The sequence below is a fragment of the Nocardia fusca NBRC 14340 genome (assembly GCF_001618425.1).
In the GTDB taxonomy this organism is placed as follows: domain Bacteria; phylum Actinomycetota; class Actinomycetes; order Mycobacteriales; family Mycobacteriaceae; genus Nocardia; species Nocardia fusca.
Genome location: NZ_BDCU01000023.1, coordinates 62,400 through 76,517, shown reverse-complemented (window position 1 = coordinate 76,517; position 14,118 = coordinate 62,400). Strand labels below are relative to the sequence as shown.

General features: G+C 66.9%; 14 protein-coding genes. 5 read left to right on the top strand and 9 right to left on the bottom strand.

Going from position 1 to position 14,118, the window contains the following annotated elements:
* Positions 1-7 precede the first annotated feature (7 nt).
* Genes nbtC through NF4_RS14440 form a run of 3 tightly spaced genes read right to left on the bottom strand, consistent with a single transcriptional unit; the run spans position 8 to position 5,212 of the window.
* Entirely contained in the window at positions 8-3,094 is a 3,087-nt protein-coding gene (nbtC, locus tag NF4_RS14450) for a nocobactin polyketide synthase NbtC (protein ID WP_063127865.1), read from the bottom strand.
* Complete coding sequence (locus tag NF4_RS14445; RefSeq protein WP_063127956.1) at positions 3,087-4,409, bottom strand: beta-ketoacyl [acyl carrier protein] synthase domain-containing protein; 1,323 nt, start codon at positions 4,407-4,409, stop codon at positions 3,087-3,089. Before NF4_RS14445 ends, nbtC begins: the two co-directional genes overlap by 8 nt.
* Positions 4,410-4,456: 47 nt before the next feature.
* Positions 4,457-5,212, bottom strand: coding sequence for a thioesterase II family protein (locus NF4_RS14440; RefSeq protein ID WP_063127864.1), 756 nt, complete (start codon positions 5,210-5,212; stop codon positions 4,457-4,459).
* Positions 5,213-5,365: 153 nt separating this feature from the next.
* On the opposite strand from NF4_RS14440, the gene NF4_RS14435 reads away from it, so the two are divergent.
* Positions 5,366-6,034, top strand: coding sequence for a GNAT family N-acetyltransferase (locus NF4_RS14435; protein ID WP_084533126.1), 669 nt, complete (start codon positions 5,366-5,368; stop codon positions 6,032-6,034).
* A 42-nt stretch (positions 6,035-6,076) separates the two neighbouring features.
* Here the strand turns inward: NF4_RS14435 and NF4_RS14430 are convergent, their stop codons facing one another.
* The gene (locus NF4_RS14430) at positions 6,077-7,369 is read right to left on the bottom strand and encodes a SidA/IucD/PvdA family monooxygenase (RefSeq protein WP_063127862.1); all 1,293 of its coding nucleotides are present in this window, start codon (positions 7,367-7,369) and stop codon (positions 6,077-6,079) included.
* Between the two features lie 289 nt (positions 7,370-7,658).
* On the opposite strand from NF4_RS14430, the gene NF4_RS14425 reads away from it, so the two are divergent.
* From NF4_RS14425 to NF4_RS14415, 3 genes are all read left to right on the top strand, one after another.
* Positions 7,659-8,366, top strand: a complete 708-nt coding sequence (locus NF4_RS14425) for a siderophore-interacting protein (protein WP_063127861.1) — start codon at positions 7,659-7,661, stop codon at positions 8,364-8,366.
* A 272-nt stretch (positions 8,367-8,638) separates the two neighbouring features.
* Positions 8,639-9,592: an RluA family pseudouridine synthase gene (locus NF4_RS14420; RefSeq protein ID WP_063127860.1), complete on the top strand. Its 954-nt coding sequence runs from the start codon at positions 8,639-8,641 to the stop codon at positions 9,590-9,592.
* A gap of 63 nt (positions 9,593-9,655) precedes the next feature.
* Positions 9,656-10,399, top strand: a complete 744-nt coding sequence (locus tag NF4_RS14415; RefSeq protein ID WP_063127859.1) for a CPBP family intramembrane glutamic endopeptidase — start codon at positions 9,656-9,658, stop codon at positions 10,397-10,399.
* A 54-nt stretch (positions 10,400-10,453) separates the two neighbouring features.
* Here NF4_RS14415 and NF4_RS14410 read toward each other — a convergent pair whose 3' ends face one another.
* Positions 10,454-11,044, bottom strand: a complete 591-nt coding sequence (locus tag NF4_RS14410) for a hypothetical protein (RefSeq protein WP_232330466.1) — start codon at positions 11,042-11,044, stop codon at positions 10,454-10,456.
* Between the two features lie 55 nt (positions 11,045-11,099).
* Positions 11,100-12,302 (bottom strand): oxidoreductase, encoded by a 1,203-nt coding sequence (locus NF4_RS14405; RefSeq protein WP_232330465.1) that lies wholly within the window; start codon positions 12,300-12,302, stop codon positions 11,100-11,102.
* Positions 12,303-12,422: 120 nt separating this feature from the next.
* Between NF4_RS14405 and NF4_RS14400 the strand changes: the two genes are divergently transcribed.
* Positions 12,423-12,755 carry a winged helix-turn-helix transcriptional regulator gene (locus NF4_RS14400; RefSeq protein WP_063127858.1) on the top strand — a complete coding sequence of 111 codons (333 nt, stop codon included), beginning with the start codon at positions 12,423-12,425 and terminating at the stop codon, positions 12,753-12,755.
* A 439-nt stretch (positions 12,756-13,194) separates the two neighbouring features.
* On the opposite strand, the gene rpsQ is transcribed toward NF4_RS14400, so the two are convergent.
* From rpsQ to rplP, 3 genes are read right to left on the bottom strand one after another with little or no spacing between them, the layout of a single operon-like run.
* Positions 13,195-13,464 carry a 30S ribosomal protein S17 gene (gene rpsQ, locus NF4_RS14395; protein WP_063035579.1) on the bottom strand — a complete coding sequence of 90 codons (270 nt, stop codon included), beginning with the start codon at positions 13,462-13,464 and terminating at the stop codon, positions 13,195-13,197.
* Positions 13,461-13,700 carry a 50S ribosomal protein L29 gene (rpmC, locus tag NF4_RS14390; RefSeq protein WP_039822435.1) on the bottom strand — a complete coding sequence of 80 codons (240 nt, stop codon included), beginning with the start codon at positions 13,698-13,700 and terminating at the stop codon, positions 13,461-13,463. The genes rpsQ and rpmC overlap by 4 nt, the downstream gene beginning before the upstream one ends.
* Complete coding sequence (gene rplP / locus NF4_RS14385; protein WP_063127857.1) at positions 13,700-14,116, bottom strand: 50S ribosomal protein L16; 417 nt, start codon at positions 14,114-14,116, stop codon at positions 13,700-13,702. Before rplP ends, rpmC begins: the two co-directional genes overlap by 1 nt.
* Positions 14,117-14,118: the final 2 nt, after the last annotated feature.

Genomic DNA, 14,118 nt, shown 5'->3' with positions numbered 1-14,118 from the left:
GGCCTCCTCAGGCTCGGTTGTCCGACATGAGCCGCACGACGTCATCGAGCGAGGCGCCGCTCAAGATCTCCGCGACAGGCACTTCCCGATCCAATTCCGCCTTGATACGGGTGCGTAGTTCGAGCGCCAGCAGGGAATCGAAGCCGAGCTGCAGCAGGGGTACGGAGCCATCGATCTCTGTGGCGCCGTCGGCCAGCATCACGCACTCGACTTCCCGTCGCAGCGCGTCGGCCAGATCACCGATTCCGACCGGCGGCGGCCGGGTGCCCGGATCGGATGGTGTGGACACGTCGGCCGGCCGAGTTGTCCCCTCCGTGGCGCCAGCCGGAATCAGTTCCACCAGCGCCGGTTCGAAGACGCTCCGCAAGCCCACCACCGCGGCGGTCTCCCGTAACCGCGGCCAATCGCCCGAAACCACGAGGTAGTTGCGGCGACCGCCGTCGAACGCGGCGGGGACCGCGGAAGCGGGCGGCATGGGTAGCAACCCCGCCCCGATGGTGCGGGCCTCGGCGCTCGGGTCGGCGTTCCCCGGCACAACCCACAGCCCCCACTGCACCGAGACACAGTCACGACCGGTGGCACGCAATCGAGTCGCGAGCGCGTCGAGCATCCGGTTCGTTCCGGTGTACAGCGCCTGACCGCGCGCCCCCAGCGATGCCGTGAACGAGGAGCACAGCATGATCACGCCGTCCTCGGCCAGCGGAACGGCGCGCAGAACCGCGGTGACACCCAGGACTTTGGCCGCCGCCGCGGTCCGGGCCGCCGCCGGATTCAGATCCAGCCATATGTAATCCACCGCGGCGTGCACGACCACATCCGCCGGATCGTCGTCATAACGGGAGGCGAGACCGGCCACCGCCGTTTCGTCGGTGATATCGCACGCCACCACCTCGATATCGGTCCGCCCCAGCGCGCGCAGCGACGCCAGCCGTTGCGTAGTGGCGGGCGTTTCGCCCTTGCGGCTCACCAGGGTGACCCGGCGGGCACCCGACCGTACGAAATGCTCACAGAAATGCAGGCCGACATGCCCGGTGCCACCCAGGATCAGGACCTCCCCGGTGGGAATTCGACGTGGTGCGGCGGCGGCGGTGACCAGTCGCTTCACGTGGAGTTTCCCCTCCCGCACAGCCAGTTCGGGCTCGTCCGCGGTCAGGTGCACGGCTTCGACGATCCACCGGGCCGCGCGATGCGGGTCCGTGGTGGCGGCATCGGAGGGCAGGTCGAGGTGACGGAACGCCACCCCGATGTGGTCGAGGGCGACCGAGCGGAACATCGCGCTCGCCCCGGCATGCCCCAGAGATGGGAGATCGTCCGGGATCACCGCCTCGCTCCCCGCGGTCACCAGCCAGCATTCGCGCGTGCGCGAGCCGAATTCGGGCAGACTCTGCATGATCCCCGCGAATACGGCGAATTCGGTGACCGATTCGGCTTCGTCGTCGCTGGAAGCGGCCGGTGGTATCACCAGCACGACATCGGCCTGATCCTGCGCGCCGGGGTCGGCGATCACCGCGCCGTAGCGCTCGGCCTGCACACGCAGCGCCTCGGCCAGCTCGGGCCTGCTCTCGCCGAGCACCGCGATCGTCCGTGGTTCGGCGAGATCTCGCCGTTTCAGCCGGGACCACTCCTCGACCAGCAGGACGGGTTCCGCGGCGCCGCCGCGGGACGAAGGCCCGTCGGGACTCCGAACGTCACCGAGGTGCCGGCCGGCGGGCTGGTAGGACACCCACAACCGCCGGGAATTCATCACGGTCGACGGGAAATCACGCAGCGGCGGGGTGAACGCCTCGCTCCCCGCTGCGCGAAGGCCGTCCCAGGAGAAGTTCAGATCCCGCACCGCCAGTTCGGCGACGTTGCGGGCGAATTGGGACAGATCGGTGGCGTCCCGGCGGGTGGTACCGCCGATGTAGTAACCGTCGGTTCCTCGTTCACCGAGGTCGTCCAGGCTCTGCCGGATCGCCAGCTGCAGGGTCGGGTGCTCGCAGATCTCGAGGAAGGTGTCCACCTGCTCCGCCGCCGCCACGACCGCACGATCGAATCTGACCCGGTTGCGCAGGTTCCAGTACCAGTACTGCCGGTGCGCGCAATCGGCCGGTACCTGCTCGCCGAGCGTGCCGCCGTAGCAGGCAAACGCACCGGCCCGCAGCGAACCGCTGCCCAGCTCCACCTCGAGGATCTTCTCCAGTTCCGCGCGCAGTTCGACGACGGCCGAAGTGTGTGCCGGATAGGACATCTGGATCCGTTTGGCGAACCGTCCGGCCTGCTGCGCCGCCGCCACCAGATCGTCGACGGTTTCCTGTTCGCCCGAGACAGCCAGCATCCGGGGCGAGTTGAGCACGGCGATCTCCGCCCAGCCCGAGTGCCGGGCCAGCAGCGCCTCGGCCGCGGCGATATCGGCCGCCAGGACGGCTACCGCATAGCCGCGGCTGGTGAACCGCTCCAGCAACTCCGCCCGCCGCGCGGCGGTCACTACCGCATCGTCCGGCGAGATCATCCCCGCCGACACACAGGCGGCGAGCTCGCCCTGACTGTGCCCGAGGGCGGCCGTGGGCCGGACGCCGACCGCCTGCCACATCGCGGCGAGACCCAGCATATGGAACATCCGTGCCGGGTGGACCGCGATCAGGCTCTCCGTGGGCTCTTCCGAGTCGCCGAGCAGATAGCTCAGCGGCCGCCGATCCCCGTAGCGCTGTTCGTGCCGGGCGCTGTATTCGTCGACCACCGCGCGGTATTCGGCCGAATATCGGTAGTACACCGCGCCCATTCCGGCCTGCTGACCGCCCTGCCCCGGGAATACGAAGCCGATACGCCGCCTGGTCGCCGGACCGGGCGAGCGAACGAGCGCCGGATGGTCCGTGCCGGCCGCGGCGGCACGCAGAGCGTCCAGCAGATCGGATCGCTCGGTGGCCATGATCAACGCCCGGTGCGGACGCGCGACCCTGATGCGCAGCAGTGTGCTCGCCAACCGGTCCGGCGTCGCCGCCGGATGGTCGGCGGTATAAGCCGAGATCGCTTCGGCTTCGGCACGCAGGCCGGCCGCGGTATCGGAGGAGATCAGGACCGGAAAGGTACCGTCCGGTAATCGATAGTCAGACATGGAGTGCCCCCTGGCGGTCCGCGATCTCGACGACAGCGTGCACGTTGGTCCCCGAGATTCCGAACGCGGAGACCGCCGCGCGGCGGACACCGTCCACCGGCTCCCAGGGCGCGCATTTCCCGGCCAACCGCAGGCTCGTCGCCTCCCAGTCGACAGCCGCGCTGGGGTTGTCCGACCACAGGCTCGCGACCGTGTGCCCGTATCGCCCGCACAGCAGCACCTTGATCAGGCCGAGGACCCCGGCCGCCGCCTGGGTATGCCCGGTATTGGATTTGACCGAGCCGAGCATGGCACCACCGTCCGCACGATCGGGCGCACCGTAGACAGCGACGAGAGCGGCCAGTTCCAGTGGATCACCGACCGGGGTCCCGGTTCCGTGTCCTTCGATCAGACCGATCGAATCGGCCGCCACCCCCGCGACGGCGAGGGTGTCCTCGATGAGACGTTGCTGGCCCTCGGCACTGGGCACGGCCAGCGGCCCGCCCCGGCCGTTGTGGTTCACCCGGGAACCGAGAAGACGACCGTAGATACGATGACCTTCACGCAGCGCACGGGATTCCTTCTCCAGCACCACGACTCCGGCACCTTCACCCCACAGGGTTCCCGTGGTGTCCGCGGAGTAGGGGCGGCAGTGCCCGTCGCTGGACAGGGCGTTGTTCTTGGAGAATTCGACGAACATGCCGGGCGAGCCCATGACGCACACCCCACCGGCCACCGCCCACTCGCATTCGTTCGCGCGGAGGGCGGCCGCTGCGACGTGCACCGCGGTGAGCGAGGCGGCACACGAGGTGTCCACACTCACCGAAGGACCCGACAACCCGAGGCTGTGCGATACCCGTCCGGCCACCGCGCTGAGCGCGGACCCGGTCAACCGGTACCCGCTGTGCTCGCTGACAGTCGCCATCAACGGCCCGTATTCCAGCACCGATACGCCCATCCAGCAACCGCCGGCACTACCGTCGACCGTGGCCGGGTTGAGCCCCGCGTCTTCGACCGCTCGCCACGCCACTCGCATCGCGACGCGCTGCTGCGGATCCATGGCCACGGCTTCGCGGGGACTGACTCCGAAGAAGCCGGGATCGAAATCCGCTGCCCCGGTGAGGAAACCACCGGCGTCACGGACCGGTGACCAGCCTTCGTTGTGATGCAGGGTGAGCAATTGATCGACAGGCCAGTCCCGGTCACGCGGAAAAGGACCGATCAGCTCTTTCGATTCGGCGAGCGCGGACCAGAATTCCGCAAGGCTCTCGATTCCGCCGGGTACCTCGACCGCCATTCCGACAATGACGATCGGATCGTCGCGTCCCGAGTGCATATCTGCCATGGTGAACCTAACGTGGAAATTGACTCGACCGGTTCGGGCTAATTCGCGTAAACCGCTGCGGCCGAAAGCAGTTCGGCGACGTCGTCGATATGATCGTGCAAATAGAAATGCCCCCCGTCGAACAGCGACACCGAAATTCCCCCACTGCTTTGCCCCGCCCACGCCCGCAACTGCTCGATCGTGACGAACTCGTCGTCGGCGCCACCCAGCACCTGGATCGGGGCGCGCACCTGAGCCTCGGCGCTGTATCGATAACGGTCGAAGGCCTGGTAATCAGCCTTCAGCACCGGCAGGGTGAGTCGCATGATGTCGCGGTCGGCCAGGACATCGGCGCCGGTGCCGTGCAACGCGGTCAGCCGGTCGAGCAACTCTTCGTCTTCGGTCGGGTGCGGCGGATATTCCGCGACCAGTGCCGGTGCGACCGAACTGGAGGCGACCAGCAATCCGACCTCGTTCCCGGCGGCCTCGAGCAGTCGCGCGAACTCGAAAGCCGCTATCGCCCCGATACTGTGCCCGAATACCACCACCGGCTCGCCGCGGGACCACGGCGACTCCACGAATTCGGCGAACGCGCCCGCGGCGAGTTCGTTCATGGTCGCGGCGGCCGGCTCGGCCATGCGGTCCTGCCGCCCGGGATACTGTACGACGGCTACGTCGAAATCCTCACTGAGCCTTTTCGAAAACGATCGGTAACCCGATGCCCCGGAGCCCGCGTGCGGAAAGAGTACGAAGGGTAGAGATGAACCCGTGGAAGGTTTGTGGAAATTTCGTAGCCATCCGGGCGCCTTCGGCATAACACATATCTCCTACATCCTTGCCCCGATCGATTCGATCGATCACGGCGCGGTGGTCCTCGCCGCCCCTTCGACCGGCGGGCACCCTACCGATCGAGAGATTAGCATAGGGTAACCTTACTCCCACACAGCCTGCCGATCGGAGACCGACAAGTGACCAACCCCACCGATACGCCGAGCGGCTTGGCGCGGGAGCTGACCGATATTCCCGAAGAGATCCGGGTCGCGCCCGCGCCGGCACTGCCACATCTCGCGGCGCCGTTCGAGATCCGCTTGGCCGACCCGGAAGGTCCGGACCCCGATCTACTGGCCGACTGGATGAACCGGCCGCATCTGGTGAAAGCGTGGGAGCAGCCGTGGAGCGCGGAACAACGTCGCGCGAACCTGCGGGCGCAACTGGCGGGCAGCTACTCGAGGCCGTGCATTCTCGGTTTCGATTTCGCGGCGATCGATCGCCCGGATCTCGGACGACGCGAGGTCGCCTATCTGGAGGTGTATCGCGCGGCGAAGGACGAGATCGCCCGGCTCTACCACGCCGACCCCTACGATGTCGGCTTCCATATCGCGACCGCCGAGCACGAACTTCTCGGCCGCGGAGTGATCGCGCAATTCTTCTTCCAGCTGGTCGCCGGGATCTTCGAAGCCGAACCCCGGTGCCGCCGCATCATGGCCGATCCCGATCACCGCAACGTCGCCACCCGCCGGGTGGTGGAGAAGTACGGGTGGCCGTGCCTGGGCGAGTTCGATATTCGCCCCGATCGCCGCATCATGTTGCTCACCACGCCGCGCACACCGGACGATTTTCCGACGCTGCGCGATTGAGCCACGGCCCCGAGCCCTCGGTGAGGGCACCGGAGGCTGCGTTCAGTCGTGCCCGGAGATACCGATCGAGGCAATACCGGCCCTCCCCCGAGCCCGGGCGGTATCCCCACACAGCACACGATCGGAAAGCTCGCCCAGGCAGCTCAGATTCGGAAAGCCGGGTCCCTGCGCGACGCCGGCGAGATTGGGCAGGAACAATTTGGCGTCCATACCCGCCACCGCCAGGTCGTAACCGATCGCGGTCTCGATCCGCTCCTGCGTGAGCCGGCCGCCCACCGCGAGCTCCAGCATCTCGGCCGCTTCCCGGTCGAAGAGGTCGAGGAACCACAGCGGCTGGCCACCCGTGGCATCGACCACCAGATCGAATGTTTGCACCTGGTCCGGCCGCATCTCGTTGCGCAGTGTCAGTGCCACCCCGTCACTGTGGTCGGCCACCCGCACTGCACGCCCCTGCAAATGGTGTACGCGGCTGTCACCGAGCAGGCTCTCCTGCACACGTACCGAGAAGACGCCACGGTCGGTGCGTCGAATCACGTCGCGGCGCTCGTCGAAGGACAGCCCCGCCCATTTGATCGGATCGCTGAACAGTGAATTCTCGAAGAAACTCTCGCCTCGGGTATAGATCGTCGCCATGGGCGAGATCACCGAGATGGACAGCATCCCATGGCGCAACAGCTCGTCCAGTGCCGAACCCGCGGTCTCACCGCCACCGATCACGGCCACCCGAGAGGACACGGGCAGCTCGCGTCGGCAGGCCAGGTCCCAGAACTGCGCGATGCTGAGCACCCGGGAGTGCCCGGCCAGTGCCTTGGTGCTGCGTCCGGGACCGGTGATCATCAGCCCGTCCGCCTCGATCCGGGTGGAAACCCCTTCGGCGTCGGTTGCGGTGACCAGCCACCCACTGTTGCCGGCCGCCACCTCCCGCACGGTACCCAGCACCAGATCCAGCTCGCTCTTGCGCGCGGCCCACTGCAGGTACTTCGCCCAGACATGATGTTGCGGGTTGGGCCTGCCCCGGTCCACCCATTCGGAATAGGTGCCCTGCTCGACCAGGAACGCGGCCCAGCCATAGGCCATCATCGCCTCGTTGATCGCCTGGTTGTGGCCACGGACCAGAGTGGAGCGATAGGGAAATCCGAGATCCTTCTCCGGACTGGTGCCGAGCCGGTGCTGTCCATCGGTCCAGCCGCCGGTGGGTAGCCAATTACCGCCCACCGCATGCTTTTCGATCACGATCACCCGCGGCGCCGGCAATCCCAGCTGCCGCAGCACCCGCGCCTTGGCCGCCACGGCAAGGGCTTTCGGCCCGGCACCTACCACAACGAGTGTTTCCACCGATACCTACTCTCTCCAGCCACACCATGGTCCGCCCACCGATGTCCGCACCTCGGCCACGGCGAGCCCCGCACCATGTTTGCATAGCCTTACCTTATATCGCTTTAGGCGCACCGCACCGCGCCTTGTGGAACTACACACGCGAATGGAAGCCGCGCGCGGCAGTCCCGCTCGACCCCGGCCGGCGCGCCGCCGCGGCGAACGGCCCGGCTACCGCTCCATTCGCGGCCGGCGGCAGGTTCACGATGGAAGCGCGACAAGAATAGTATTGTTAGGCTAACCTTAGCCCATGGGTAAGGGATTGAACGGCCTACTGACCAAGGCGTGGGGTGGGAGCGACTACCGGATAACGGTCACCGCCAGCGAATACATCACCGACAAGTTTCTGCGAATCGGCTTCACTGCCGGTGGTCTGCTCGCCGACCACCCCGTGCACCCCACCCAGTGGGTCCGCTGCTGGATACCGGTCGACGATGGAGACAAGCTGCATCAGCGTGGTTACACGCTGGTCGACCAGGATCCGGACAAGGATCATTTCTTCATCGATTTCGCGATCCACGATGGGCCCGCCGCACGGTGGGCCCAGCAGGCGAGCGTCGGAGACGAACTCGAGGTAACCGTTCTCGGCTCGGATTTCCAACTGCCCGAAACGAAACCGAGCGAGTACCTGATCTTCGGCGATACCGCCTCGCTGCCCGCCGTCAACTCGCTGCTGGACGCCATCGGCGACACTCCCGCCCGGATCTGGCTGGAGTGGCAGTACGAAACCGACCAGAAGATACCGGTGCACACGAACTCGCATCACGAACTCACCTGGGTACAGCGCATCGAAGACGGAAAGCTGCTGCGGGAAGCCGCTCACGAACTCACCTGTCCCACGGACGCATTCGCCTGGATCGCCTGCGACGGGCCCACTACCCGTTCCGTGGTCAAAACCTTCAAGCAGGTCCACGGTTTGCCCAAATCGGCCATGAAATACCAGGCGTACTGGAAGTAACACCCGGCCCGGTGCTCTCGCTGCGATGTCGGCGCTCAACGGATGGCGGTGCCCGGTCGAACCGGCCGGCCCGCGCACACCACTCCCGAGGACCGGCCGACGGCCCCGAAGAGACGGGACCACACCCTCGAGCTGGTCGGCGTCCGAGCTGCGCTGCCCGCGAGTTCCCGCGTCTCCAGGCGGCCGCCCGGGGACTCGGCCGATGCTGCCATCCGCGCCTGCCACAGGCCGCGGCGTACCGGGCGCACACCGGATTGGATAGGCTCGGCGCGGTGAGAAGAAGGCAGCAACCCCCGCTGCCCAAGCGGCACGGTCTGGATCCGGCCCGGCTGAGGCTGCCCGAGGACGGTCACTGGGCGACGATCCGCGACCACCTGGTGCATCGTCTCCCCCGCGTGACCCCCGAACGTATCGACGAGTTGCTGCGGGCGGGCGGCATCGTCGACCTGGACGGCCCGATCGCTCCCGACGCCCCCTATGTGCCGGGCGGTGCAGTCTGGTTCCATCGCGATCTGCCCGAGGAAACACCCGTCTCCTTCGATATTCCGATCGTCTACCGGGACGACACCATCCTGGTGGCCGACAAACCGCACTTCCTGTCCACGATCCCCCGAGGCCGGCATATTCTGCAGACCGCCCTGGTCCGGTTGCGCCGCGAACTCGACCTGCCCGACCTGATCCCCGCCCATCGCCTCGACCGCGCCACCGCCGGTCTGCTCCTGTTCGTCGTGGACCCCGCCCGCCGCGGCGCGTACCAGACGCTGTTCCAGCGGCAGCAGGTCCACAAGGAGTACGAGGCCGTCGCCGGGTATCGCAGCGGGCTGGTCTTCCCACTCTCCGTGGAAAGCCGGATCATCAAGGAAAAACATGTCCTGGCCGCTCAGGAGGTACCCGGACCGCCCAATGCGTACACCCGGATAGAACTTCTCGAACACCGCGGCGATATCGCCCGCTACCGGCTCCGTCCCGCCACCGGCCGCACCCACCAGCTGCGCCTGCACATGAACTCGCTCGGGGTTCCCATCCTGGGCGACGACTTCTATCCGGTGATCACCGACAAGTCCGTCGACGATTTCACCCGCCCACTGCAACTGCTGGCCGCCACCCTCGAATTCACCGACCCGGTGACCGGTGCGACCAGGCGCTTCGACAGCACCCGCACTCTCCAGGCGTGGACCGACCCGCGGGGCTGGGCGGCGGGACCGGACGGCGCACCCGCTTCCTGAGCACGGGGTATCCCTTTCCGTGCACCCGGCGAGCGCGCCCGGGGCATCCGTACACTGGGCCGAATGCTCAACCGGGTTACCGAGGAAACAGCTGCCCCGCGACCGCGAGTCCACGCCTATGCCGACGTGGCGGTCGTTGTGGTCGTCCTCACCTGCACGAATCTGATCGCCCATTTCACCACGGCGTGGGCGAACATCGTGAGCGTGCCGATCGCCGCCCTGGTGCTACTGGGACTCATGCGCCGCCGCGGCCTGCACTGGTCGGAACTGGGCCTGTCGCCCAGTCACTGGCGGACGGGAACCAAATACGCACTCGCCGCCGTCGGGGTGGTGCTGGCAGCCGTGGTCATCGGGGCCGTGCTTCCGCTGACCCGCCCGTTCTTCCTGGCCGATCGTTACGCCACCGTTTCCGGCGCGCTCATCGCCTCGATGATCGTCATCCCGTTGCAGACCGTCATACCCGAGGAACTCGCGTTTCGTGGAGTTCTGCACGGGACCCTCGATCGGGCGTGGGGCGCCCGGGGCGTGTTCGCGGCCGGCTCCCTGCTGTTCGGACTCTGGCATATCGCCTCGTCCCTGGGGCTCACCGCGGGCAACCGCGGCCTGTCCGAACTGATCGGCGGCGGGGCCCTCGGGCAGATCGCCGGTGTCCTGATCGCGGTCGCCGCGACCGCGGCTGCGGCCGTCGTGTTCACCTGGTTGCGCCACCGCAGCGGCAGCCTGCTCGCGCCCATCGCGCTGCATTGGGCGGTCAACGGCGCCGGCGCCCTCACCGCCGCCCTGCTCTGGCATACGACACTGGCGTGAACCGGGCAGACGACCGGCGTGCTCACGCCGACGTGAGCACGCCGGCCCGCTGGGTCAGCAGTGCTCGCAGACCCCAGTGGCCGGCAACTGAATGAAACAGCTGGAGCACACCACGGTGCGTGCCCCGGGATCCGATTTGGCCGCGGCCTGCCGGGTGGCGGCGGCTGCCTGCCGGGCACTCCCCCCGCGCGGAATCAGCGGCGGCGTGCCGCCGTCGGCCGGTACATCGGCACCGGCGGCGGCGTAGCAGGCCCAGCGGGCGTAGGCGGCGTGGGTTTCGATATCGGCCGGTATCGGCAATGCGGCCAGCTCCAGCACGTACTTGTAGCTGTCGCTCACCTTCAGGTTGCGTTTCACACACAGCGCCGTCAGCGGCGGCTCGCCCGCATTGTGGCAGCGCCGGGCCACCTTGCGCAGGATCGCGTCCATCCAGGTGCGGGTCGGGGCGTCGGTACGCACGCCCGATATCTCCTGCACCCGGTCGGCCAGTTCCTGCACGGTGACGTAGTACCCGTACGTAGTCGCGGTCTCGGCCAGCACATCATAGGCAGCCATCGCCCAGGCCACCGCGGCATCGCGGAAGGTAACCGCTGTGCCGTCCTCGATCTGCCAGGCCCCCGAAATCGTTGTCGCAGCGTCCCTCATAGCCCGTACACCGTAGCGCCGAGGGACCCCGGTCCGTCAACCGCCCTCCCCTATATCACATTTCGTGTGCCGGAACCCACACGGTGAACGGCGTTCGACCGGGCGCCAGGGGCGCCGTGGGGTCACCGTTCACCACAGGAATCTCTCCGTTGCGCGCTTCCTCCCAGGATCGCTGACCGTCGAGCGTCACCGCGGCCGCGAGCATCGCACGATCGAATTCGACCGGCCGGGACCCCTCGGCGACCACCTGCGGCCAGTCCGGATTCGCGAGCGCGCCGCGGCCGAGCGCCACCAGGTCCGCGTGCCCCTCGTCGAGTACCGTCCGCGCGAGATCCGGACCGTGCATACCGCCATTGGCGATCACCGGAAGCCCGGTGACAGACCTGGCCAATCGGGTGATGGTCTCGCCGGTGTCCAGGACAGCCGTCTCATACCAGTCCCGCCCCTCGCTCGCGAGATGTAGATAGTCGACCCCGGCCGCACCGACCGCACGGAAGATCGTCGCTGCTTCGGCGGCCCCGGACCAGCGGTAAGCGAAATCGTTGACCTTCGTCTGGGAGAGCCGTAACCCCACCGGGAACTCCGGTCCGACCGCTGCCCGCACCGCCTCGACCACCTCCACCGCGAACCGCACCCGCCCGGCCGGATCACCGCCGTAATCGTCGTCACGACGATTCGTGTAGTCGGTGAGGAACTGATCGATGAGATATCCGTTGGCGCCGTGGATCTCCACCGCATCGAACCCGGCCAGCCGAGCACGCTCGGCCGCTGCGGCGAACCCGCCCAGGATGCGGCGGATATCCGCGCGGGTCGCCGCCACGGGCACCGCGAACGGGCCGTCGCCGCCGCCGTAGGACGACATCTTCACGCCCTTCGGCTGTACAGCCGAAGGCGCGATACTGCCGTCACTGTGCCGGTTGCCCTGGAGCAACGCCCCCGCATGCATCAACTGCAACGCGATCGCTGCACCCGCTGCGTGCACCGCGCCGGTGACCGCCCGCCAGCCCTCGATCTGAAGCCCGGTCACGATTCCGGGCTGGTCGGGATAGGCCTGGCTGAACTCCGCGTCGGTATAGGTCCCCTCCGTGGTGATCATCCCGAAACCGCCGGCGGCGAACCGGGCGTAATACTCCGCCATGGCGGCCGTGGGTACACCGTCCCCCGCGGTACTGACCCGCGACATCGGCGCCACCACCGCACGATTACGCAACCGCAGCGCACCGAGCCGCACCTCGGACAGAACAGGATGGATAGTCACGCCGAACTCCTCGCACTCGACCGAAAACCGGGTCGGGAACAGATTCCGCGTCACCCACCCTTTGTACAAGTACGGTCTTTTCTGTGCGGTAGGCACAGTTTGTATACCGATGGAGGTCATATGGACGACACCACACCGGATTACTGCACGGTCGAAGCGGCGATGGAGGTGGTCGGCGGCAAATGGAAGATGGCGATCATCAACCACCTCTTCGACGGAACCCTGCGGTTCGGCGAACTCCGGCGAGCCATGCCTTCCATCACCCAGCGCATGTTGACTCGTCAACTCCGCGAACTCGAAGCCGACGGACTGATCCGCCGGACCGTGTACGCCGAAGTACCACCGAAGGTGGAATACGATCTCACGGACCTCGGCGCGAGCCTGCGGCCGGTGGCGGGGATGCTCGAATCATGGGGGCACGATTACCGCTCCCGGACCGTCGGTCAACGGTAGAGGCAACGTTCGTAGGCAATCCAGAATGTCCACGAGCGTAGACAACCGAGGTGTCAACCCAGGAGCGAGCGTCACCGATGCCGCACCCCGGCGATGAAGGAAGAAGGTGTCGCCATCGAGACCTCGCCGGATCGTCAATGTGTTGATACTGGGAAGCAACGCACGGCGACCGGTATCGAAAAGGTCCCCGACCTGTTCCCGGAAAGGGAGTTCGTGGAGTTCGGTTCTCTCGCCGTGATCATGGGTCATCCACGCCGCAGCGGTCTCGTGAGCGAGAGCCTCGCATACATCGATCATGTCGAAGTAGGTGGTGAGCCAGACGAATTGAGTGGACATCGACCAAGAACGAGCCCACATCGATCCGGAGACGCAATAAGGCCCGCTTCCCGAAACGGGAAGCGGGCCTTACGTTTACGACCTTCTCAGCCGAAGAGCGACCTTACTTGGCCTTCTCCAGGACCTCGATCAGCCGCCACCGCTTGGTGGCCGATGTGGGCCTGGTCTCCATCAGCTGCACGCGATCGCCGACACCGGCGGTCTCGTTCTCATCGTGCGCCTTCACCTTGGAGGTGGTGCGAATGATCTTGCCGTAGAGAGCGTGCCGGTGGCGGTCTTCCAACTCGACGACGATCGTCTTGTTCATCTTGTCGGAGACGACGTAGCCGGTCCGCACCTTGCGGCGGCCGCGCTCCTGCTCTTTCTCGCTCATGCCGCATCTCCCTTGTCAGCGGGTCCGGTGGCCAAACCGAGCTCGCGCTCACGCATGACCGTGTAGATACGCGCGATCTCGTGACGCACCACACGCAGCCGGCGATTGTTGGTCAGCTGACCGGTCGCCATCTGGAAGCGCAGGTTGAACAGCTCTTCCTTCGATTCGCGCAGGCGGGAGACCAGCTCCTCCTCGGTCAGCTCGCGGAGCTCTGCGGCAGGGGTACCGGTTGCCATCAGAACTGCTCCTCCCTCGTCACGATCCTGCACTTCATCGGGAGCTTGTGCATCGCGCGGCGCAGCGCCTCGCGAGCGATCTCCTCGTTCGGGTAACTCATCTCGAACATCACGCGGCCGGGCTTGACGTTCGCGACCCACCACTCCGGCGAACCCTTACCGGAACCCATACGGGTTTCGGCCGGCTTCTTGGTGAGCGGGCGATCCGGGTAGATGTTGATCCAGATCTTGCCGCCACGCTTGATGTGGCGGGTCATCGCGATACGCGCCGACTCGATCTGCCGGTTGGTCACATACGCCGGCTCCAGCGCCTGGATGCCGAACTCGCCGAACGACACCGAGGTGCCGCCCTTGGCGAGACCGCTGCGGCTCGGGTGATGCTGCTTGCGGAACTTGACCTTGCGGGGCATCAGCATTG

What these genes read in the sequence shown, in the direction of transcription:
- nbtC (WP_063127865.1), bottom strand. Translation starts at nt 3,094, where the DNA reads ATGTCTGACTATCGATTACCGGACGGTACCTTTCCGGTCCTGATCTCC.
- NF4_RS14445 (WP_063127956.1), bottom strand. Translation starts at nt 4,409, where the DNA reads ATGCACTCGGGACGCGACGATCCGATCGTCATTGTCGGAATGGCGGTC.
- NF4_RS14440 (WP_063127864.1), bottom strand. Translation starts at nt 5,212, where the DNA reads ATGCCGAAGGCGCCCGGATGGCTACGAAATTTCCACAAACCTTCCACG.
- NF4_RS14425 (WP_063127861.1), top strand. Translation starts at nt 7,659, where the DNA reads ATGGGTAAGGGATTGAACGGCCTACTGACCAAGGCGTGGGGTGGGAGC.
- NF4_RS14415 (WP_063127859.1), top strand. Translation starts at nt 9,656, where the DNA reads ATGCTCAACCGGGTTACCGAGGAAACAGCTGCCCCGCGACCGCGAGTC.
- NF4_RS14410 (WP_232330466.1), bottom strand. Translation starts at nt 11,044, where the DNA reads ATGAGGGACGCTGCGACAACGATTTCGGGGGCCTGGCAGATCGAGGAC.
- NF4_RS14400 (WP_063127858.1), top strand. Translation starts at nt 12,423, where the DNA reads ATGGACGACACCACACCGGATTACTGCACGGTCGAAGCGGCGATGGAG.
- rpsQ (WP_063035579.1), bottom strand. Translation starts at nt 13,464, where the DNA reads ATGAGCGAGAAAGAGCAGGAGCGCGGCCGCCGCAAGGTGCGGACCGGC.
- rpmC (WP_039822435.1), bottom strand. Translation starts at nt 13,700, where the DNA reads ATGGCAACCGGTACCCCTGCCGCAGAGCTCCGCGAGCTGACCGAGGAG.
- rplP (WP_063127857.1), bottom strand. Translation starts at nt 14,116, where the DNA reads ATGCTGATGCCCCGCAAGGTCAAGTTCCGCAAGCAGCATCACCCGAGC.